The sequence below is a fragment of the Blastococcus sp. SYSU DS0973 genome (assembly GCF_054051055.1).
In genome coordinates, this window is sequence record NZ_JBJHAN010000011.1 from 17,221 (window position 1) to 38,622 (window position 21,402).

Here is a 21,402-nt window from a genome sequence, read left to right on the forward strand (position 1 = left end):
GGGACGATGTGGCCGAACCGTGATGTGTAGCCCGGATGCGGACTGGACACCGCACGGCGGGGTGCTGCGCGGCTCCCCGGACGGACATGCACCGGCCCGAGCGCACGGGCCGGACGGACGAGGAGCGACCACCGTGGTGGAACCAGGACGCAGGTGCCTGGGCAACCGCTACGAGCTCCACCAGCTGATCGCCGCCGGGGGCATGGGCCAGGTCTGGCGGGCGGTGGACACCGCCCTGGACCGCGCCGTCGCCGTGAAGGTGCTGCGCAGCGAGTACACCGGCGACGCCACCTTCGTCGCCCGCTTCCGCGCCGAGGCCCAGCACGCCGCCGCCCTGAGCAACCCCAACATCGCCGCCGTCTTCGACTACGGCGAGGAGACCGCGCAGGACGGGTCGGGGGAGACGCTCGCCTACCTGGTCATGGAGCTCGTGGAGGGCGAGCCGCTGTCGTCCCTGCTCCGGCGGGAGGGCCCGCTCGACCCGCGGACGACGCTGTCGCTGCTCCACCAGACGGCCTCGGGGCTGGCCGAGGCCCACCGGATGGGCATGGTCCACCGGGACGTCAAGCCCGGGAACATCCTGGTCCGCCCCGACGGCACCGTGAAGATCACCGACTTCGGCATCGCCTGGTCGGCGCGCAGCGTGGCGCTCACCCGCACGGGCCAGGTCATCGGCACCCCGCAGTACCTCTCCCCCGAGCAGGCCGAGGGCCGGCACGCCACCCCCGCCAGCGACGTCTACGCCCTCGGGCTGATCGGCTACGAGTGCCTCACCGGGCACCCGGCGTTCGAGGGCGACAACGCGGTCACCATCGCCCTCAAGCAGGTCCGGCAGGAACCGGAGCCGCTGCCCGGTGAGCTGCCCCCGGGTGTCCGGACGCTGATCAGCCGGTCCCTGGTCAAGGACCCGGACGCCCGCATCCCCGACGGCGCCAGCTTCGCCGCCGCCGTCGCCGACCTCCAGGCCGGTCGTCGGCCGGCTCCCGACCCGGCCGTGGCCGGCGCGCCGCGGCGTCGCCGGACCGCCGGTGCGCGCCCGGCCGGACGACACCCGGCGGGGCCGCCGACCGAGCCGGGTGTGGCTCGTCCGCCGGTGGCCCGTCGGCGCGGCCGGCTGGCCGTGGCCCTCCTGCCCCTGCTCGGCCTGCTGGTCGGGGCGGGGATCACCGCCGCTCTGCTGCAGTCGCTCACCGACGGGACGCCGCCGGCCACCGCCGCGGCGGCCGAGCAGCGCATCAGCGGCAGCATCGTGCTCACGGAGGACGACTACGTGGGCCGGCCGGTGGGCGAGGTCGCCGAGCGGCTCGCCGCGCTGGGGCTCACCGTCACCGTGCGGGCCGAGGTGCGCGACGACGTCCTCCCCGACCGGGTGACCGGGATCGACCCCGCGGGCCGCCCGCTGCGGAACGGGGACCGGGTGGTCGTGCACTACGCCGCGGCCACGCCCGAGCAGCGCGAGGAGCCCCGGGGGCCGGTGGTGACCGGCGCGGCGCTCGACGGCGCGGCGCCGTCGAGCGGGGGACGGACCTTCGAGCCTGCGGCCCCCCCGGCCACCACCCCGGCGGGGACGACGACGTCCACGCTCCCGGCGACGCCCACGACCACGGAGCCCGAGGAGACGACGACCGGGCCGACCGGGACGGTGGAGCCGACCGGGCCGACCGGGACGGTGGAGCCGAGCGAGCCGACCGGGCCGACCGGGACGGTGGAGCCGACCCAGCCGACCGAGCCGACCGAGCCGACGCCGACCACGCAGCCCACCCCGAGCCCGACGACGTCGTCGCCGACCACGTCCCCGGTCCCGTGACGCCGGGGCGCCGGCCGCCCTCGACGGGGCTGCTCGGCGGTCGGTACGAGCTGCTGTCGCTGCTCGCCACCGGCGGCATGGGGCAGGTCTGGCGCGCCCGGGACGTCGTCCTCCAGCGGCCGGTCGCGGCCAAGGTGCTGCGTAGCGAGTACACCGGGGACGCGACGTTCCTCGCCCGCTTCCGCGCCGAGGCGCAGCACAGCGCCCTGCTCACCCACCGCAACATCGCCGCGCTGTTCGACTACGGGGAGTCCACCGCCGAGGACGGTGAGCCGCTGGCCTACCTGGTGATGGAGCTGGTCGAGGGCGAGTCTCTCGCGCAGCTCCTCCAGCGGGAAGGGCGGCTGGGCGTCGACCGCACGCTCGAGGTGCTCCGCCAGACGGCCGCGGGCCTGGCCGCCGCGCATGCCGCCGGGCTCGTGCACCGCGACGTCAAGCCGGGCAACGTGCTGGTCGGCTCCGACGGCACGGTGAAGATCACCGACTTCGGCATCGCCTGGTCGGCCGCCAGCGCGCCGCTGACCCAGACCGGTCAGGTGGTGGGCACCGCCCACTACCTCTCCCCCGAGCAGGCCGCCGGCAGCAAGGCCGGCCCCGCGAGCGACGTCTACGCGCTCGGCATGATCGGTTACGAGTGCCTCGCCGGGCACCGGGCCTTCGACGGCGAGAACTCGGTGCAGATCGCGCTGCGCCAGTTCCGAGAGGTGCCCGCACCCCTGCCGGCCGACGTCCCGGCGCAAGTGCGCACGCTCATCGACCGGGCGCTGCTCAAGGACCCCGCCGAGCGGTTCCCCGACGGCGCGGCCTTCCGGGACGCCGTCGACGACGTCCGTGCCGGGCGACCGCTGCCCCCGGTCGATAGCCGCGTGGACACCCGGCCCTTCGCCGCGGGGGCGGTCGCGGCCAGAACCCGTGCCCCCCGCGCGGGCTCCCGGCGGCTCGTGGCCCTGCTCGCCGCGCTGCTGGTCGGCGCGGGGCTGGGCGTGGCCGCGCTGCAGGTCTGGGGCGACGCCCCGGCCGACCCGGGCACCGGCACCACGGAGGCCCCGGAGGCGGTGGTCGTCACCGCGGCCGACTACCTCGGGCGGCCGGTGGCCGACGTGGAGGCCGACCTGACCGGTGCCGGGCTGGGCGTCGACCTGGTCGGGGAGGAGAGCACGGCGGTGCGCCCCGACCACGTACTGGCCGTCGGCCCGGTGGGCACGTTGGCCCGCGGCTCCGTCGTCACCGTCACCTACGCAATCGCGCCGTCGGAACGCGCGCCGGCCCCGGCACCGGCGCCCTTGGTCCCCCAGCAGGTCGACTCGGGTGCTCCCACCCCGCCGCCGGCCGACGAGGACGCCGAGGAGCCGGAGGACGAGGGGAACGACGAGCTGCCCGGAAGGGGCACCTCCGGCGACGACCCGGGGAACGCGGGCGGGAAAGGGAACGGGAACGGCAACGCGGGCGGGAACGGCAACGCCGGCGGGAACGGGAACGCCGGCGGGAACGGGAACGGAGCCGCCGACGGACGGGGCCGCGGGCGGGGCCGGACCTAGCGGTCCGCTCCGGCGGCCCGGTCGTCGCGAGCCCTGGTGAGCCACAGGGCGCCGCCGAGGGCGCCCAGGGCGGCGGTGAGCAGGAAACCCCGGTCGCTGTCGGCGTTCGGCAGCACCACCAGCACCCAGAACACCGCAAGGCCGACCAGCCCGCCCGCGGCGATCCGCCAGCCCGTCCGCCCGCCCAGCCGCCGGCCGGCGGGCACCAGCCCCGCGGAGGCGGCGAGCCCCAGGACGACGCAGGCGGTGGCGAAGGCCGACCACAGCGGGATGGCCGACCACGCCGACACCGTGCCGAACCGCAGCGAGAGTCCCAGCTCGAGCAGCAGCAGGGACAGCACCACCAGCCCGGCGCCGGCGAGCGCGACCCGGTCCCGGGGGGCCTTGGCTCCCTGCCCGGCACCGGCGTCGTCACCCGCCTCGCCGGCGTCGAGGATCTCCGGCCACGACGACCCCTCGGGCTGGTCGGCCCGGATCGGCTGCACCGGTCGAGCCGGCGGGGGAGGGGAGCCGGCGCCGGGCGGGCCCGGGACGAAGTCGACCGGTCCGGTCGGCTGTGCCGCCGTCGCGGGGGCCGGCTGCGGCGCGGAGCCCGCCGACGGGGACGGCGACGGCGAGGAGGGCGGCGGAAGCTGCTGCACGGTCGTCCTGGCCGAGGCGGGCGGGACCACGGGGATCTCCTTCGTCACAGGCTGCGCGAAGCCGGCGCCGGGCGTCTGCGGGTCGGACGGCGTGCTCACGGGTGCCTCCTCGGAACGGCTCCGGCTCCGATCGCCGGTCGGTGCTGTGCGCTCCGCACGCTATCGGCGCCGGGGTCCCGCGTCCGCGCGCCACCCGGAGCGGGCGTCCCTCGTCTGCCGGGGCCGGTCGGCGCGCCTAGGGTCGGGCCGTGGTCATCCGAGCGGGAATCGTCGTCACCGGGACCGAGGTCCTCACCGGGCGGGTCGCCGACCGGAACGGTCCCTGGCTGGCCGAGCAGCTGCGCCGGATCGGCGTCGACGTCGGTCACGTCGTGGTGGTCGGTGACCGGCCGGAGGACCTCGAGGCCGCCCTGTCGTTCCTGACCGGCACCGGCGCCGACCTGGTCATCACCACCGGCGGGCTCGGCCCGACCGCTGACGACCTGACCGCGCAGGTCGTGGGCGGGTTCCAGGGCCGACCAGCGGCTCTCGACCGCGGGCTGGAGCAGCGGATCGGGCAGATCGTCGAGCGGCTGATGGCGCGCCGCGGCTGGCGGTCGGATCCGGAGTCGACCGCGGCCGGCGTCGCCAAGCAGGCGATGGTCCCCGAGGGGGCCACGGTGCTCGAGCCGGTCGGCACGGCGCCGGGTTTGGTCGTGCCCCCCGCCGCGGGCCGCACCGGCCCGCCCGTGGTGGTGCTCCCCGGCCCGCCGGGGGAGCTGCGCGGGATGTGGGCGGCGGCGCTCGCCGCGGAGCCCACCCGCGCGGCGCTGTCCGGCGCCACGGAGCTGCGGCAGGAGACGCTCCGGCTGTGGGGCACCCTGGAGGCGCAGCTGGCCGCGACCCTGCGCGACCTCGAGCCCGAGCTCGCGGGCCTGGAGATCACCACCTGTCTGCGCGAGGGGGAGCTGGAGATCGTCACGCGCTTCCCCGCCCCGGCCCAGGCGGCCTACGACCGGTTCGCCGCCGTCCTCGGCGAGCGGTACGCCGGCACCCTCTTCTCCACCGGGCCGACGCTCGACGAGCTCGTCACCGGGGCGCTGACCGACCGGGGGCTGACGGTGGCCACCGCCGAGTCGTGCACCGGCGGCCTGCTGGCGGCCCGGCTCACCGAGCGTCCGGGCGCGTCGGCCGCCGTGCTGGGCGGGGTGGTGGCGTACGCCGACGGCGCCAAGGAGCAGCTGCTCGGCGTTCCGGCCGCGGCGCTGGCCGAGCACGGCGCGGTGAGCCCTCCGGTGGCCCGCGCGCTGGCCGCGGGCGCCCGCACCCGGTTCGGCGCGGACATCGGCGTGGGCATCACCGGCGTGGCGGGCCCGGGCGGGGGCACCGCGGCCAAGCCGGTGGGCACCGTGCACCTGTGCGTGCTCGGTCCCGACGACGAGCGGACGCGGTCGCTGGCCCTGCCCGGCTCCCGGTCGGCGATCCGGAACCGGTCCGTCACGATGGCGATGCACCTGGTGCGCGAGCTCCTGCTCGGGGGTCCGCCGGCCTGACCGCGAGCGGACGCACCACCTTTCACGCCGCCCACCTGGCCGGGGACGCCGGAGCCGTCATCGGCGGCCGACCGGGCGCGCGGACGGCGCCCGCGATGGGGGGTCGTCCCGCGCTGAGGCCGGCCCCGGGCTATTACTCTCGGGGACGGCGCACGTGCTGCCCGTTCCGACGGCGAGGCGGTCCGTGCCCAGGTCCGTGCGCGGACGCAGACCACCACCGGACGAGAGCGGGCAGCGTGCAACCAGGTGACGACCGGCCCCCCGAGGACCGGCCCGACCCGTTGAACGGCGTGCCCGACGCGGTCTACCGCCTGGACGCGCAGGGGCGTTTCGCCTACCTCAACGAGGCCGCCGAGCGCCTCCTCGGGCACCGCGCCGACCAGCTGATCGGCCGGGACGCCCGTGACGCCTTCCCGGGGCTGCGCGACTCGGTGGCCGAGGAGCAGTACCGCCAGGTGCTCGACGACGGCCGGTCGCGGGAGTTCCAGTTCTTCTACGAGCCGCGGTCCCGGTGGTACGAGGTCCGGATCTTCCCCGACCACGCTGGGGCGGCCGTACTCTTCCGCGACGTCGATTCCCGCCATCGGCGCGACCTGAGGCGCGACGCGCAGGTGCGCCAGCTGACCGCGGTCCTCCAGGCGCTGCCCTCCCCCACCGTCCTGGTCGACCGCAACGGCCGGATCCTCTCGACGAACGCGGCCTGGGTCCGCGCCGGCGAGGACCTGCCCGACGTCGTCCTGCCGGGCCGCGCCGGCGAGAACTACCTGATGGTGATGTCCCGCGGCCTGGAGCCGGAGATGCACGCCGGCCTGGCCGCCGGTCTGCGCGCGCTGCTGGCCGGGGACGACGCCGCCGACGGCGACACGTTCCGGTGGGACTACTCCTGCACGACCCGCCAGGGCATCGGCTGGTTCCAGCTCCAGGCCACCCGGGTGGACGACGAAGGGCGGGTGGTGATCACCCACACCGACATCACCGACCAGGTGCGGGCGCGCGACGAGCTGGTCTGGCAGGTCCGGCACGACGACCTCACCGGGCTGCCCAACCGGTCCCGGCTGCTCGAACTCACCGGGATGGCGCTCGCCGCCGACCACCGGGCGGGGGTGGCCCTGCTGGTGCTGGACCTCGACGGCTTCAAGACCATCAACGACTCGCTCGGGCACCAGATTGGCGACGAACTGCTGCGCCTGGTGGGCGGCCGCCTCTCCGAGCAGCTCCGCCCCGGGGACGCCGTCGCCCGGCTGGGGGCCGACCAGTTCGTGGTGCTTGCCCACGGGTGCGACGCGTCCGAGGCCGCGGCGCTGGCGTTCCGGTTGCAGACGGCGTTCGCCCGCCCCTTCGCCGTCCGGGAGATCACCGTGCCGCTCAGCGCCAGCATCGGCGTGGCGGTCGCCCGCCCCGAGGTGCGCGACGCCCACCACCTGCTCAGCGACGCCGACGCGGCGATGTTCGCGGCCAAGAGCTCCGGCCGGGACCGCGTGCACCTGTTCTCCCCCGCCCTGCGGGAGGCGGCCCGGTGGCGGCTGGAGGTCGCCACCCGGCTGCGCGGGGAGGCCATCGACCAGCTCGTCGTGCACTACCAGCCCGTCGTCCGGCTGGACACCGGGGAGATCGAGGGTGTGGAGGCGCTGGTGCGCTGGCAGCACCCGGAGCGCGGCCTGCTCTCCCCGGACACCTTCCTGTCCGTGGCCGAGGAGACCGGCCAGATCATCCCGATCACCCGCTGGCTGCTGCGGGAGACCACCCGGAAGGCGGCCGAGTGGGCCGCCCAGGGCCTGCGCCTGCGGATGTCGGTCAACGTCAGCGCCCGGCACTTCTCGGCCGAGACGCTGGTGCGCGACGTGCGGGTGGCGCTCCAGCAGTCCGGCCTGCCCGCCGACCAGCTGGTCCTCGAGCTCACCGAGACCAGCGTCGCGGAGGACCCCACCCGGGCCGAGGACCAACTGTCGGTGCTGCGGAGTTTCGGCGTCCGCGTGGCCATCGACGACTTCGGCACCGGCTGGTCGTCGCTGGCGCAGCTGTTCGCCCTGCCCATCGGCACCCTCAAGATCGACCGCTCGCTGCTGGCCGCGGCCGAGCGGGTGGCCGCCGGGGAGACCGGCGCGGTGCTCGCGGCGATCGTCGGGCTCACCCGCACCCTGGGCATCCGCTCGGTGGCGGAGGGGGTCGAGACCCCGGAGCACCTCCGGATGGTCCGCGAGGCCGGGTGCGACCTCGCCCAGGGCTGGCTGCTGGGCCACCCGATGCCGGCCGACCGGCTGCCGGGCTGGGTCCGCGAGGTCCAGCAGGCCGGAGGAGACCTGTGCGCCCTCGCGATGGCCGGTCACGCCGTTCCGGCACCCGGGTGAACCTCCGCCGTCCCGGCCGCCGTGCGACCTCTCCCGCCGGCCCGCCGCGGCCGGTCGCCGCGCCCGCACCGCCCGCGGGGACGCCGGATGCCGGCGCCGGGCAGACTGTCCCCGTGCTGGACACTTCCGAGGCCACCGCCGGGATCGGCGAGGAGCCGGCGCGGGCCGCCGACGACGGTCGGCCGCGTCCCCCGCTCGACCTGCTGATCTGGGACGCCCCGAACATCGACATGACCCTGTCGACGGTCATCGGTGCACGGCCGACGGCGGCCTCGCGTCCGCGCTTCGACGCGATCGCGGCCTGGTTCGTCGAGGGGGCGGGCGACCCGTCGGCACCCGACTCGTCCGACGTCGAGGCGTGCGTCTTCGCCAACATCCCGCCGCAGCCGGGCTCGCTGCAGCGCTGGGTCGAGGCGCTGCGGGGCTTCGGCTACTCGGTGTTCGCCCGGCCGAAGTCGCAGCCCGACGACGACATCGACCAGGCCATGCTGGACCACATCGCCGTCCGGCAGCACAGCCACCGGCTGCGGCGGCTGGTGGTCTTCTCCGGCGACGGCCGCAACTTCGCCGAGCCCCTGGAGGAGCTCGCCCGGCAGGGCACCCAGGTCGTCGTCGTCGCCTTCAGCGAGGTGGCCGGCTACGCGATCGGCTCGGACCTGCTGGAGTTCATCGACATCGAGGACGTCCCCGGCGCCTTCGTCGAGCCGCTGGACCGGGTCCGTCTCGACGCCCTGCCGCCGAACGGTGCATGGCTGCGGCCCACCCGCAGCCTGCGCGACTTCGTCGCCGGGTTCACGGCCCGCCGCAACGGCTGACCGTCGGGCCGGCCACCCGGCGGTGCAGGAAACCGGCGGGTAGCGGGAGGTGTCCCGGGGCAGAGGAGCAGACGTGACCACGTCGCCGCCCCGTCTGCCCGAGGCCCTCACGGTGCTCCGCGAGCTGCTGACCGCCGCACCCCTCGGGCTGGCGACGCCGGGGCGCGACGACGCGGCCAGGGTCGCGCGGGGCGTCGCCGACCAGATCGACGACTACCTGCTGCCGCGCCTGCTCGACCTGGACGCGCCGCTGCTCACGGTCATCGGCGGATCCACCGGCGCCGGCAAGTCCACGCTGGTCAACAGCCTGGTGGGTGCGCCGGTCACGACCGCCGGGGTGCTCCGCCCGACGACGCGGGCCCCGGTGCTGGTCTGCGCCCGGGCCGACGCCGGCAGCTTCTCCGGCGACCGCGTCCTCCCCGGCCTGGCACGGGTCACCGGCGGCGACGGCGGGCCCGGCACGGTGCAGCTGGTCGTCCGCGACGACGTCCCGACCGGCCTGGCGCTGCTCGACGCGCCGGACGTCGACTCGGTGGTGGCCTCCAACCGCGACCTCGCCGGGCAGCTGCTGGCCGCCGCGGACCTGTGGGTCTTCGTCACGACCGCGGCCCGCTACGCCGACGCGGTGCCCTGGGACCTGCTGCGCACCGCCGAGGAACGGGGGACGGCGCTCGCCGTCGTCCTGGACCGGGTGCCGCCGGAGGCGGCCGCGGAGATCTCGGCGGACCTCACGGCCATGCTCGACCGGTCCGGGCTGGCCGCCGCCCGGCTGTTCGTGATCGAGGAGCGCCCGCTCGCCGACGGCCGGCTGCCCGAGGAGCAGGTGGCCCCGCTGCGGAACTGGCTGCACGGCCTGGCCGCCGACCAGGAGCAGCGGGCGGCCGTGGTCCGCCAGACGCTCGGTGGGGCGCTGGACAGCCTGCAGGAGCGCACCGCCGCGGTCGCCGCGGCGGTGGAGGAGCAGCTCGCCGTCGCCGGTGCCCTGCACGACGCCGCGGCGGCCGCGTACGACGCGGCGCGCGACGGGATCGACCAGGGCGTCCGCAGCGGCAGCCTGCTCCGCGGAGAGGTGCTGGCCCGCTGGCAGGAGTTCGTCGGCACCGGGGAGTGGATGCGCACCCTGCAGAGCCGCGTCGGCCGGGTGCGCGACCGCGTCGCCGCCGCGCTGACCGGGCGTCCGGCGCCGGCCGAGAGCCTGCAGGGCGCGCTGGAGAGCAGCGTGGAGCAGCTCCTGCGGGCCGAGGCCGACCGGGCCGCGGAGCGGACCGTCACGGCCTGGCGGGCGCTGCCCGCGGGTCCGGCGCTGCTGGCAGGGCAGGAGCGGGAGCTGGCCGGCGTCTCCCCGGACTTCACCGAGGCCGCCGCGGCGCAGGTGCGCGACTGGCAGGGCACGGTGCTGGACCTGGTGCGCAGCGAGGGCGCCGACAAGCGCTCGCGGGCCCGGCTGCTGTCCTGGGGCGTCAGCGGAACGGGCGCGGTGGTGATGGTGGCGGTCTTCGCCCAGACCGGGGGGCTGCTCGGCGGCGAGGTCGCGGTGGCCGGCGGGACGACGGCCGTGGGGCAGCGGGTGCTCGAGGCCGTGTTCGGCGATGCCGCGGTCCGGGCGCTGGCCGAGCGGGCACGGGCCGACCTGGACGAGCGGGCCGAGGCGCTGCTGCGGTACGAGCAGGACCGCTTCGACGGTCGGGTGGACGCCGTGGCGCCGGCTCCGTCCGCGGCCGACGACCTGCGTGCGGCCGCCCGGGCCCTGGCCGAGGCGCGCCGGGCATGAGAGCGGGGGAGAAGTCGCTGGCCGATCGGCTGGCGGCGCTGCGGGAGGCCGTCGAGCTCGCCGACGGGCGGCTGGAGGTGCCGGAGGTCGCCCAGGCCCGGGCCGTGCTGGCCAAGGCCGGTGCCCGCGAGGCGCTGGGCGACGCCACGGTGGTGGCGCTGGCGGGCGCCACCGGAAGCGGGAAGTCCACCCTGTTCAACGCTCTCTCGGGCAGCGAGGTCAGCACACCGGGCGTGCGGCGCCCGACCACGGGCGTCGCGCACGCCACCGTCTGGGGCCGGCCCGATGACGGCACCGACCGGCTGCTCGACTGGCTGGAGGTGCCCCGGCGGCACCGGCGGGAGCCGGAGCCGGCCCTGGACGGGTTGGTGCTGCTCGACCTCCCCGACCACGACAGCGTGCGCGTCGAGCACCGGCTGGAGGTGGACCGGCTGGTCGGGCTGGTCGACGTCCTGGTCTGGGTGCTGGACCCGCAGAAGTACGCCGACGCCGCCGTGCACGAGCGCTACCTGGCGCCGCTGGCCGGTCACGCCGGGGTGCTGCTGGTCGTGCTGAACCAGGTGGACCGGCTCGAGGCGGCGGCCGCCCGCGCGTGCCTGGCCGACCTGCGGGGCCTGCTCGACCGGGAGGGCCTGGCCGCCACCCCCCTTCTGGCGGTCTCCGGGCGCACCGGGGCCGGGCTCGCCGAGCTGCGCGGGGAGCTCGCCCGCCGGGTGGGTGCGCGCCGCGCGGCGGGCGAGCGGCTGCTGGCCGACGTGCGCACCAGCGCCGCGGGCCTGGCGGCGCACTGCCCGGAGATCACGGCGGGCGGCGGCCGGCGGTGGGGCCGATCGGCCGGCGCCTCCTCCACCGGCGGCCTCGCCGACGACCTCACCGATGCCCTGGCCGACGCGGCCGGGGTGCCCACGGTGACCGCCGCCGTCGAGCGCTCGACCCGGCGGGAGGGTTCCGGGCGCACCGGCTGGCCGCTGCTCCGCTGGACGCGCAAGCTGCGCGCCGACCCGCTGACCCGGCTGCACCTGGGGGACGAGCGGGCCCGCACGTCGCTGCCGGCGGCCGGTGCCGTGGAACGGGCCCGGATGGCGACCGCGGTCCGCGAGGCGCGGGACGCCGTGGGCGACGGGCTGGCGCCGGCCTGGCGGGACGAGCTGCGGCGCACGGCCGAGGTGTCCGAGGACCGGCTCGCCGATGCGCTGGACCGGGCGGTCGGGGGCACGGAGCTCGGCCCCGACCGGGTGCCCCTCTGGCAGCGGGCGGCCGCGGGGTTGCAGTGGCTGCTGGTCGTCACCGCGCTGGTCGGCGCGCTCTGGCTGCTGGCCCTCGTCGCGCTGGGCTTCTTCCAGCTGGACGAGATCGTGCCGCTGCCCCGGGTGGAGGGGCTGCCGCTGCCCACGCTCCTGCTCGGCGGGGGGCTGCTGGCCGGGCTGCTCCTGGCGCTGGTGTGCCGTCCGTTCGTGGCGTTGCGCGCGCGCCGTCGCGCCCGGACGGCCGACCGGCGGTTGCGCGCGGCCGTCCGCGGGGTGGCGGAGGAGGAGCTGTTGGCCCCCATGGCCGAGGTGCGCGCCGATGCCGGCCGGTTCTGCACCGCGGTGGCCGCCGCGGCCCGGTGACGCGCTGGATCGGCCCCCTCCGGAGGCTCGCCCCGAGCGAGGTGACGTGCTGGAGCGGCCTTCCTGCAGGGCCCCGCCGCGAGCCTGCGGGCGGTGGGGGGCAGGGGGGTCCTTGCTCAGTCCCGGGGCACGCCGGGCGAGCGCTGCTCGGGGAGCCGGTCGCGCAGCGGCTCGGCCACCTCCCGGCCGGTGGGCAGCAGCGCCCAGACGTGCTTGCGGCCGGGTCGCTCCTCCCAGCCGTAGGCGGTGGAGAGCTGGGCGACGAGGTGGAGCCCCATGCCGCCGAGTGCGGGATCGCGGTCCACGGCGGGGACCGGCGGGCGGTCGGGGGCCTCGTCGCTGAGATCGAGCAGCCAGCCGGCCGGGCCGGCCACCACCAGGGCCCGCACGTCCCCGCCCCCATGCCGGAGGGCGTTGGAGGCCAGCTCCTCGAAGACGAGGAGCAGCCCGTCGCGCGCGTCCTCCGTCGACGCCGAGGAGACCGACGGGTGGGCGATCCGCGCGCGCAGGTCGGTGCGCACCCGGGAGACCACCTGCATCGCCTCCAGCTGCCAGTGCCAGACGTCGCCGGGGACGGACGGCACGGGGGCGCTCGGCCACGCGTGGTGCGCCAGCTCGTCGGCCATCGCTTCCTCTCGCGTCTGCTCCGCAGGCGGCGCGGGGACGGGGATCCGGTCGCACCATCCTGACCGATGGCGACCCGGTGCGCGAAGGGGGGCGACCGGTGAGTCGCCCACCGGGCACACTGTCCGCGTGGAAGACGCCCTGCGAGAGCTCAGCCTGGTCAGTCTCGGTGGCCGTGAGCTCGCCGACGTGCTCACGGAGATCGCCGCGATCGCGGCCCGCGTGATCCCGGGTGCCGAAGCGGTGTCGACCACCCTGGTCCGGGACGAGGTCGCCTTCACCGCCGCTCACTGGGGCGCGATGGCGCTGGAGGCCGACGAGCTGCAGTACGCGGAGGGCAGCGGCCCCTGCCTGGACGCCGGCCGCGGCGGAGTCGTCCTCCGCATCGACGACACGCACGTCGAGGAGCGCTGGCCGGCCTACATCGCCCGTGTCCGCACGACGGCGGCGCGCAGCTCGCTGTCGGTGCCGCTGCCCTACCAGGGCACGAGCATCGGGGCGCTGAACGCTTACTCGACCGAGGTGGCGGCGTTCGCATCCCCGGACTCGCTGGCCGCGGGGCTGGGCGCCGCGGAGATGATCGCGGTGGCGGTCGCCAACGCCGACGCGCACGCCCGGCTGGCCGACGACGCCCGCAACATGCGCATCGCCATGGAGTCGCGCGCCGTCATCGAGCAGGCCAAGGGGGTGCTGATGGCGCAGCAGCGGATCGATGCGGAGCAGGCGTTCGAGGTTCTCCGGCAGGCCTCCCAGCGGTACAACCGCAAGCTGCGGGACATCGCCGCAGGGATCGTCGACGGGGTCGTGCGGCGGGCCTAGGTGGAGTCCAGGCGGGCCAGCCGGGAGACGAGGAACTCCACGGCGGCGTCGCTGTCCACGGTCTCCGCCACCTGCAGGGCGGTGGTGGACGTGGCGACCGACCGCCGGTCGACCAGCGTCTGGCCGCGGCCGGCACCCAGCGTGGTGTCGACGACGACGTCGCGCCGCACCGTGCCGAGGCTGCCCGGGGCGATCGCCTCGGTGAGGGCCAGCGCGTCGTGCACGACGACGCCGGCCGTCCCGTAGGCGTTCCGGGCGTGGTCGACGTACTGCTGCAGGATCGCTGCGGCCTGCCGCCCGACGGGACCTGCCGCGGCGAAGCGGGCGATGCCCTCCTCCGTGAGGACCGTGGGCAGGGTGACGTCGAGCCCCACCATCACCGTGGGCAGCGCGGAGGTGAAGACCGCCTGCGCCGCCTCCGGGTCGGACCAGATGTTGAACTCCGCCGCCGCGGTGACGTTGCCGCCGCGGCCGGCGGACCCGCCCATGACCACCAGCCGTCCGATGCGCCCGGCCGCCTCCGGGTGGACGGCGAGCAGCAGCGCGATGTTGGTGAGCGGGCCGATGGCGGCCACGGTCACCGGCTCCGGGGAGGCCAGCAGCAGCTCGGCGAGGGCCGTCACGGCCGGGCGCGGGTCCACCGCCGCCGGGGACGGCGCCAGCTCCACGCCCCCGAGCCCTGCGGTTCCGTGCACGTGCCCGGCCCGCTCCGGCTGCGGGTGGACGAGCGAGGCCCCCGCCCCGACGGCGACCGGCACGTCCGAACGGCCGGCCAGGTGTAGCACCCGCAGCGCGTTCTCGGTGACCTGCGCCAGCTCGACGTTGCCGTGCACCGTGGTCACCAGCCGCAGGTCCACTTCGGGGCTGGCCAGCGCCAGCAGGATGGCGAGGGCGTCGTCGATGCCCGGATCGGTGTCGATCACCAGCGGGATGCGGTCGGTCACCGCGGCATCTTCCCAGCCGGCTCCGCGGACGCGTCCGGGCCCTGGGTGGCGGGGTCGGGCCGTTCCACAGGAGGCCCGCGCCAGTGGGTGGAGGAGCGCGCGCCCGATCGGGGAAGACGCCCGACACGCGGGCGCGCCGCGGCGGGTCCCGGGACGACCGAGCCCTCCGAAAGCCGTTTGTGCGCTCGGCGAGCACCGTCAAGTCGACAAGGTCATGCGCGGGAGAACGGGTCACCGGCCGTTCGGGAACGGCTCGGCAACGGTTCGGTCACGCGCGTTCGGAGGGGCGCCCCGGAAGCGCTTGCCGGACGTTTCCGGTCCCTACCTTTCTCCTTGTCCGCGGCACCTTCCCCGGCTGCGGACACGACTTCGGGAGGCGACATGAGCAGCAGCCAGCGGGCCGGTCGGTCGGCCTCCGCGGCCGTGCGCGCCGACCTGCCCGGCCGCGAGCCGGCCAGCACGCTGGCGGGCCTCATCGACCTCCTCGACCGGGCCGACGACGCCCGTCCGCGCCAGCGCCCCCGTCCGGCCACGCACCGCACGGCCGCCCGCCCCGTGCCGCTGCGATCGGTCCAGCCGGCTCCACCGGCCCGTGCTCCGCGCGCGCCCGCCCCGCTCACCCCGCGCGTGTTCGTCGTTCCCGAGCACGTCCGCCAGCCGCTGGGCGGGCTGCGCGGGATCACCCGCCGGATGGCGATGTGGGGTGCGGGAGAGCAGGGCGAGAACCTGGCCTGGCGCACTCCCGCGCACCCGGTTCCCGTGCCGGGCCGCCGCCGCGCCGCGGTGCGTACGTTCGGCCGCCGGATGGCCCTGTGGGGCGCCGGCGAGCGCGGCGAGCACCTCGCCTGGGGCTGCCCCGCCCGACCGGCGCCGCGCGACGTCGACCCACCCGTGGTGCTGCGCGAGCTGCCCAGCACCCCCTCGATCCAGCCCGTGGCGCCTTCCCCCGCCGCGGCGCTCCTTCCGGCGGGACCGGCCTCCTCGCCGGGGTCGCGAACCGGTACGGCCGAACCTGACGCGACCGCCCGTCCCCCTCACCCGGGTGCCACGGAGCCCTCGACACGGTCGCAGCCACGCGTCGGCTCGCGTCCACCGCGGGAGCGGCCGTCCTCGGGTCGGTACGGGGCGCGGTCCACGGCGCAGTCTCTCCCGGTCCGCACCTCCGGCCTGTCCGGCCGCACCTCCCGGGTACCGGCACCGAGATCCCCCGGGGGGCCGGGTGGAGCCGGGGCACGGGGCGACCCGTCCGGGTGCCCGGTCCGGGGCTCGCCCCTCCCCCCGCGACGAACCCGGCCCGCGGACGACGCCGATCCCGGCCCGTCCACCGAGCGGGCACCCCCGTCGCACACCCGCCCGGCGCCGCCCGCGCCGAGCTGATCCGCGCAGCGCGACCACGGCAGCCAGCCGCGGAACGCCGTCTTCCGCTCTCCTGTCGAGCACGCCGGAACCGGCCGCCCTCTTCCCCGGGTGGCGCGGATCGTCGACTCGGTTCTGCGAGCACGTCCCCCCTCGGCCGACCTCGGCCGCACCTGGCCCACCTCCGACGGTGCCCCTCCGGGCGCCGCAGACCGCTCCGCTCGTCCTACCCGGCTTCGTTCCCCGCACCGCTCCTGCACCGCAGGATGCGCGCGGACCCTCCAGGGAGGCCCGGATGGCCGACGGCGTGGACCGCGGACCCGGAACCGTTCCGCGAGGTGGACGACAGGCCTCCTGCCGGTGCCCGCTGGCGCGATCCCCCTCGCGACCACCGGGTCTCTGACCGGCCGGTGCCTGCCCGGTTGCGGCGCGGCGCGCCACCGGCCTGCGGCCGGAAGGGGTGTCGACGTCTCCGGGCCGACGTCCGACGTCCAGGTACCGGCGCTCCGGGGCAGCGTGGGACGACGTCCCGGGGAACCGTGCGCACGTGCCGGTGGACGGGACCTCCCGTCCGCTTCCCGCCGATCGGCGGGCGCCCGCCGGAGCGGGCCGGACCGCCTGGCGGTCCGGTTCCCGGCCGGGCGCCCGCCCCGGCTCGCGGGCACCGCCCCGGCCCCCTCCCTCGGTTCCGCGCCGCTGATGCGCACGGCCGGCGGCGGGTGTGAAAGCCTCTACCTCTCGCCGCGTACCGGAGCAACCGTGCCGTCGGCCACCCCGCGGACCGCCTGTGGAGGCAAGCCCCCGTGACCGCCGCCGAGCTTCCCGACGGGCCGGCCCCTCTGGGCGCCCACGACGGTGCGGCGTCCGGCTCGGAGGACGTCGCCGAGCTGGTGCGCCGGCTGGCCGGGGAGGCCCTCGGCGACCGCAGCCTCCAGCGCCTGACCGACCTGGCCACCCGGCTGCTGGAGTGCGACTCCGCACAGGTCTCCCTCGTCGGCGACGTGCAGACTGCGGTGGCCGGGACCGGGCTGCCGCCGGGCGGCATCGGGGCCCGGCTGCCGCTGGCCGAGTCGCTGTGCGCCGTCGCCGTCGCCGCCGACGCGCCCGTCGTCGTGCCGGACGCCGCCCGGGACCAGCGGGTGTCCGGCCGGGCCCCGGTCCGCAGCGGGGAGGTCGGGGCCTACCTCGGCATCCCGCTGCGCGTGACCGGCCGGCCGATCGGCGCGCTGTGCGTGTACGAGTCCCGGCCGCGGCGCTGGACCGACCGGGACGTCGCCCTGCTCCGCCAGCTCGCCGACTCCGTGGGCACCGAGCTGCAGCTCATGGCGCTCACTGCCGAGTACGAGGCCCACCGGCTGCGCTTCGAGCTGGCCATCGACGCCGCGGGCATCGGCAGCTTCGACTGGAACCTGGAGACCGGGCGGCTGCTGTGGGACGACCGGATGCTCGCCCTGTTCGGCTATGAGCGGGCGAACTTCCAGGAGACGATCGAGTCGTTCGCGGCGCGTCTGCACCCCGACGACCGCGAGCGGACGTTGGAGGCCCTGCAGACCGCCGTCGAGACGGTCGGCGAGTACGACGCCGAGTTCCGCGTCGTGCTGCCGGCCGGGCAGACCCGCTGGGTGCGTGGCCGGGGCCGGGCGGTCGCCGACGACAGCGGGGCCGCGGCGCGGCTGCTCGGGGCCGGCTACGACACCACGCCACAGCGGCAGGAGGACGTCCGCATCGCCCGCCTCCTGGAGGCGATGAAGGCGTCGTTCTTCTCCCTGGACCGGGAGTGGCGCTTCACCTACGTGAACGCCGAGGCCGAGCGGGTGCTGGGCGCCTCCCGCGAGGAGCTGCTCGGGGGCGTCGTCTGGGAGCTCTTCCCGGCCGCCGTGGGCAGCGACTTCGAACGGCAGTACCGGGCGGCCGTGGCCAGCGGTGAGGAGCGGCTGTTCGAGGCCTACTACCCGCCGCCGCTGGACGCGTGGTTCGAGGTGCGCGCCTGGCCCACGCCCGACGGGCTCTCGGTGTCCTTCCTCGACGTGAGCGAACGCCGTGCGGCCGGGGAGCAGGCCCGCCGCAGCGCCTCCCGCCTCGGCCTCGTCGCGCACGCCACGACGGCGATGGCCGCCTCGCTCGACAGCCGGGAGAACGAGAAGGCCGCGCTGCAGCGGGTCGCCGGGCTGCTCATCCCGGAGCTCGGGGACTGGGTCATCATCAGCCTCGTCGACGCCGACGGGCGGATGCGCGACGTCGCCAGCTGGCACCGCGACGCGGAACGCCGGGACGTGGTGGCAGCGTACGCGGCCACCCGGCTGGCGGCCCTGCAGCCGGACGCGCCCGTCCTGCGGGCGCTGGCCTCCGGTCAGTCGCTCGTCGTTCCCGACGTCGGCGCGGCCGTCGGCCGGACGCTGCCGCCCGGCCCGGTGAGCGATGCCTTCTCGGCCCTGTGCCCGCGATCGGCGATGACGCTGCCCATGACGGCCCGCGGCCGGACGCTCGGTGCGCTCAGCGTCTACCGCTCGCCGGACCGGCCGGTGCCCGACGACGAGGACGTGGCGACGGCGCGGGACATCGCCGGGCGGGTCGCGCTGGCGCTGGACAACGCCCGGCTCTACGAGCAGCAGCGGCGGCTGGCCGAGGGGTTGCAGCGCAGCCTGCTCACCGCGCCGCCGCAGCCGGACCACTCCGAGATCGTGGTGCGCTACCTCCCGGCGATGGCCGTCGCCGAGGTCGGCGGTGACTGGTACGACGCCTTCGTGCAGCCGTCGGGCGCCACGATGCTGGTCATCGGCGACGTCGTCGGCCACGACACCGAGGCGGCCGCGGCCATGGGGCAGCTGCGCGGGATGCTGCGGGGGATCGGCTACCGCGACAGCATCGGCCCGGCCGCGGTGCTGGCCGAGCTCGACGCCGCCGTCCAGGGCCTGGGCATGGGCACGCTGGCGACCGCCGCGATCGTGCGGATCGAGCAGACCGCCGAGGAGCGTGCCGCGGGCGTGACCCGCTTGCGCTGGTCGAACGCCGGGCACCCGCCGCCGCTCGTGCTCCGGCCCGACGGCCGGATGGAGGAGCTGGCCGGGGAGCGGGCCGAGCTCATGCTCGGGGTGGATGCCGGCGCTCGGCGGAGCGAGACGGTGGTGACCGTGCCGTGGGGGACGACGGTGCTGCTCTACACCGACGGGCTGGTGGAGGGACGCGACCTCTCGCTCGACGAGGGCACGGCCCGGCTCAGGGCGGCGCTGGGGGAACTGGCCGACCGGCCGCTGCCCGAGCTGTGCGACGCGGTGATCGAGCGCTTGCGACCCGAGGGGCTGCAGGACGACGTCGCGCTCGTGGCCATCCGGCTGCACCCCCAGGACTGAGCGGGCGGCACGGCGCGAGGCTCAGCCGGCGAGCAGCGCCCAGACGTGCTTGGCGCCGCCGTCGACGTACCAGCCGTGCTGGGGCGCGAGTTCGGCGATGAGGTACAGGCCCAGGCCACCGAGGCTGGGATCGCGGCCGACCGCCGGCGTGGGCGGCGTCTGCGCCGCCTGGTCGGAGACCTCGACGAGGTAGGCCCCCCCGGTGCGGCGGACCGCTGCGCGCACGTCCCCGCCGCCGTGCCGTAGCGCGTTGGAAGCCATCTCGTCGAGCGCGAGCACCAGCCGGTCGAGGAGGTCGTCGGCGTCGGCTCCGTCCACGCGCGCCCGCACCTGCGCGCGGACGGCGGGGAGCTCGGCGACGTCCCGCAGCTGCCAGGAGAGCACCGGATCAGCGGGCGGCGGGAACGCCGACGGCCAGCTGGTGCCGGCCGCCTGCCCTGTCACGTGTGTGCCCCTCGGTCCCGGGCCGACGCGATGCCCGTGCCGACCGAACAATCCCCTATCGGCCTCCGCGAAGCGGAACAAACCCGAAGTCGCCCAGATCACACCGCCGAGGGAGATCAGCCGACGAACACCGGTGACCAGTAACCGGTCAGGTCGGCGCCGGCGAGCGCCCACGCGCGCGGTGAGGAGTGCCGGACCGCCGGGCTGCGGGCCACGACGCGGGCCGGGGGTGTGGTCGGTGGACGGTCGGTCTCTGCTTCCCCCTGTAAGCAGAGACCGACCGTTCGGTGGGCTTCTCTCGAGCACCCCCGGGTCAGACGCGCTGACGGCCCGCGGCGGAGGACCACAGCGCATCAGGATCCCGCACTCCCGGCGCCGAGGCGGTCCCCTGCTGGTACGTGGCTCCCGCGAGCGCAGCGAGGTGGTCGGCCACGACGGCGGGCTCCCGCATGGCCGCTCCCATGACGGCGACGCCGTGCGCGCCGGCAGCCAAGCAGCCGGGGACGTGCTCCGGTCGCACGCCGCCCAGGGCGAGCACCGGCGGCGCCGCCGGGGCCAGTGCGGCCAGCCCGTCCAGGCCGAGCGCCGGGCCGTAACCGGGCTTGGAGGACGTGGGGAAGATCGGGGAGAGGGACACCCAGTCACAGCCCTCGGCTGCGGCCCCGGCCAGTTCGGCCGCCGAGTGGCAGGAGCGCCCCACCAGCGGCGGGCGTACCGCTGGGAACGGGTCGTCGGCCGACAGGTGCACCGCCGTGCCTGCCGGCGCCCCGGCCGCGCCGCCCCACACCAGCAGGCCGCCCACCGGGTCGAGCACCGCGCGCAGCTCCCCGGCCAGGGCGCGCCGCTCCCCGAGGGACAGGTCCTTGTCCCGCAGCAGCACCGCGCGCGCGCCGGCGGCCACGGCTGCGGCCACCACGTCCGGCAACGGCCGGGACGCCTGCGTCCGGTCGGTGACGACGAGCAGCCGGGGAACGGTCACAGCCCGGGCAGACCCTCGAACGACGTCGAGGCCTCGGCGTGCCAGCGGCGCGGGATGCGGCCCGCGAGCTTCGCCGAGCGGCCGCCCTCGACCGCCTGGCGCATCGCCAGCGCCATGCGCTCGGGATCGCGGGCGCGGGTGACGGCCGAGGCCAGCAGCACCGCGTCGCAGCCGAGCTCCATGGCCAGCGCGGCGTCGGAGGCGGTGCCGATGCCGGCGTCGAGGACCACCGGTACGGCGACCGCCTCGCGCAGGAGGGCGATGTTGTGCGGGTTGCGGATCCCCAGACCGCTGCCGATCGGGGAGCCCAGCGGCATGACCGCGGCGCAGCCGGCGTCGGCCAGGCGGCGACCGAGCACCGGGTCGTCGGTGGTGTAGGCCAGCACGGTGAAACCCTCGGCGACCAGCTGCTCGGCGGCGTCGAGCAGCTCGACCGCGTCGGGCAGCAGCGTGCGGTCGTCGCCGATCACCTCGAGCTTCACCCACGGGGTGCCGAACGCCTCGCGGGCCAGCCGGGCGGTGCGCACGGCTTCCCTGGCGGTCCGGCAGCCGGCGGTGTTGGGCAGCAGCTGGACCCCGGCACGCTGCAGGACCTGCATCATCGAGCCGGACGCCGAAGCCTCCACCCGGCGTAGCGCCACGGTGACCAGCTGGGTGCCCGACGCGCGCACCGCGGCCTCGAGCGCCTCCAGGCTCGGTACCCCGCCGGTGCCGAGAAGCAGCCGCGAGCGGAAGGTCTGCCCGCCCAGCAGGAACGGGTCGGCCGTCTCCTCCTGCGCCAGCGCGGACGCCAGGCCCTCGGTGTGCACGTCGTCGGTCGTCAT

The 21,402-nt window shown here is 76.7% G+C and carries 15 protein-coding genes; 9 read left to right on the forward strand and 6 right to left on the reverse strand.

Annotated features, from left to right (window positions below; genetic code table 11):
- Positions 1 to 133: 133 nt before the first annotated feature.
- Together ACI791_RS16040 and ACI791_RS16045 are read left to right on the forward strand one after the other, a co-directional pair.
- On the forward strand, positions 134 to 1,807 hold the full coding sequence (locus ACI791_RS16040; protein ID WP_456586938.1) for a serine/threonine-protein kinase: 1,674 nt from the start codon (positions 134 to 136) through the stop codon (positions 1,805 to 1,807).
- Positions 1,804 to 3,345, forward strand: a complete 1,542-nt coding sequence (locus tag ACI791_RS16045) for a protein kinase domain-containing protein (RefSeq protein WP_456586939.1) — start codon at positions 1,804 to 1,806, stop codon at positions 3,343 to 3,345. Before ACI791_RS16040 ends, ACI791_RS16045 begins: the two co-directional genes overlap by 4 nt.
- On the opposite strand, the gene ACI791_RS16050 is transcribed toward ACI791_RS16045, so the two are convergent.
- Positions 3,342 to 4,085, reverse strand: coding sequence for a hypothetical protein (locus ACI791_RS16050; RefSeq protein ID WP_456586940.1), 744 nt, complete (start codon positions 4,083 to 4,085; stop codon positions 3,342 to 3,344). The two genes, ACI791_RS16045 and ACI791_RS16050, sit on opposite strands and share 4 nt — an antisense overlap.
- Positions 4,086 to 4,234: 149 nt before the next feature.
- On the opposite strand from ACI791_RS16050, the gene ACI791_RS16055 reads away from it, so the two are divergent.
- The 5 genes from ACI791_RS16055 (at position 4,235) to ACI791_RS16075 (ending at position 12,062) form a co-directional block, all read left to right on the forward strand.
- A complete protein-coding gene (locus ACI791_RS16055; protein ID WP_456586941.1) occupies positions 4,235 to 5,518 on the forward strand; it encodes a competence/damage-inducible protein A in 1,284 nt (427 codons plus the stop codon).
- A gap of 236 nt (positions 5,519 to 5,754) precedes the next feature.
- Entirely contained in the window at positions 5,755 to 7,866 is a 2,112-nt protein-coding gene (locus ACI791_RS16060) for a putative bifunctional diguanylate cyclase/phosphodiesterase (RefSeq protein ID WP_456586942.1), read from the forward strand.
- 113 nt (positions 7,867 to 7,979) lie between these two features.
- Positions 7,980 to 8,681 carry an NYN domain-containing protein gene (locus ACI791_RS16065; protein WP_456586943.1) on the forward strand — a complete coding sequence of 234 codons (702 nt, stop codon included), beginning with the start codon at positions 7,980 to 7,982 and terminating at the stop codon, positions 8,679 to 8,681.
- A 73-nt stretch (positions 8,682 to 8,754) separates the two neighbouring features.
- Positions 8,755 to 10,452, forward strand: coding sequence for an ABC transporter (locus tag ACI791_RS16070; RefSeq protein WP_456586944.1), 1,698 nt, complete (start codon positions 8,755 to 8,757; stop codon positions 10,450 to 10,452).
- A complete protein-coding gene (locus ACI791_RS16075) occupies positions 10,449 to 12,062 on the forward strand; it encodes a GTPase (protein ID WP_456586945.1) in 1,614 nt (537 codons plus the stop codon). Before ACI791_RS16070 ends, ACI791_RS16075 begins: the two co-directional genes overlap by 4 nt.
- A 116-nt stretch (positions 12,063 to 12,178) precedes the next feature.
- Here ACI791_RS16075 and ACI791_RS16080 read toward each other — a convergent pair whose 3' ends face one another.
- Positions 12,179 to 12,688: an ATP-binding protein gene (locus ACI791_RS16080; RefSeq protein WP_456586946.1), complete on the reverse strand. Its 510-nt coding sequence runs from the start codon at positions 12,686 to 12,688 to the stop codon at positions 12,179 to 12,181.
- Between the two features lie 127 nt (positions 12,689 to 12,815).
- Here ACI791_RS16080 and ACI791_RS16085 point away from each other — a divergent pair, with 127 nt between their 5' ends.
- Positions 12,816 to 13,505 carry a GAF and ANTAR domain-containing protein gene (locus ACI791_RS16085; protein WP_456586947.1) on the forward strand — a complete coding sequence of 230 codons (690 nt, stop codon included), beginning with the start codon at positions 12,816 to 12,818 and terminating at the stop codon, positions 13,503 to 13,505.
- On the opposite strand, the gene ACI791_RS16090 is transcribed toward ACI791_RS16085, so the two are convergent.
- Positions 13,502 to 14,449, reverse strand: coding sequence for a nucleoside hydrolase (locus tag ACI791_RS16090; RefSeq protein ID WP_456586948.1), 948 nt, complete (start codon positions 14,447 to 14,449; stop codon positions 13,502 to 13,504). The genes ACI791_RS16085 and ACI791_RS16090 overlap by 4 nt on opposite strands.
- A gap of 2,159 nt (positions 14,450 to 16,608) precedes the next feature.
- Between ACI791_RS16090 and ACI791_RS16095 the strand changes: the two genes are divergently transcribed.
- On the forward strand, positions 16,609 to 19,155 hold the full coding sequence (locus tag ACI791_RS16095) for a SpoIIE family protein phosphatase (protein ID WP_456586949.1): 2,547 nt from the start codon (positions 16,609 to 16,611) through the stop codon (positions 19,153 to 19,155).
- Positions 19,156 to 19,176: 21 nt separating this feature from the next.
- Here ACI791_RS16095 and ACI791_RS16100 read toward each other — a convergent pair whose 3' ends face one another.
- The 3 genes from ACI791_RS16100 to ACI791_RS16110 form a co-directional block, all read right to left on the reverse strand.
- On the reverse strand, positions 19,177 to 19,599 hold the full coding sequence (locus tag ACI791_RS16100; protein WP_456586950.1) for an ATP-binding protein: 423 nt from the start codon (positions 19,597 to 19,599) through the stop codon (positions 19,177 to 19,179).
- A 313-nt stretch (positions 19,600 to 19,912) separates the two neighbouring features.
- Complete coding sequence (locus ACI791_RS16105) at positions 19,913 to 20,578, reverse strand: thiamine phosphate synthase (protein WP_456586951.1); 666 nt, start codon at positions 20,576 to 20,578, stop codon at positions 19,913 to 19,915.
- The gene (locus ACI791_RS16110) at positions 20,575 to 21,402 is read right to left on the reverse strand and encodes a thiazole synthase (RefSeq protein WP_456586952.1); all 828 of its coding nucleotides are present in this window, start codon (positions 21,400 to 21,402) and stop codon (positions 20,575 to 20,577) included. The genes ACI791_RS16105 and ACI791_RS16110 overlap by 4 nt, the downstream gene beginning before the upstream one ends.

What these genes read in the sequence shown, in the direction of transcription:
- ACI791_RS16075 (WP_456586945.1), top strand. Translation starts at nt 10,449, where the DNA reads ATGAGAGCGGGGGAGAAGTCGCTGGCCGATCGGCTGGCGGCGCTGCGG.
- ACI791_RS16080 (WP_456586946.1), bottom strand. Translation starts at nt 12,688, where the DNA reads ATGGCCGACGAGCTGGCGCACCACGCGTGGCCGAGCGCCCCCGTGCCG.
- ACI791_RS16110 (WP_456586952.1), bottom strand. Translation starts at nt 21,402, where the DNA reads ATGACGACCGACGACGTGCACACCGAGGGCCTGGCGTCCGCGCTGGCG.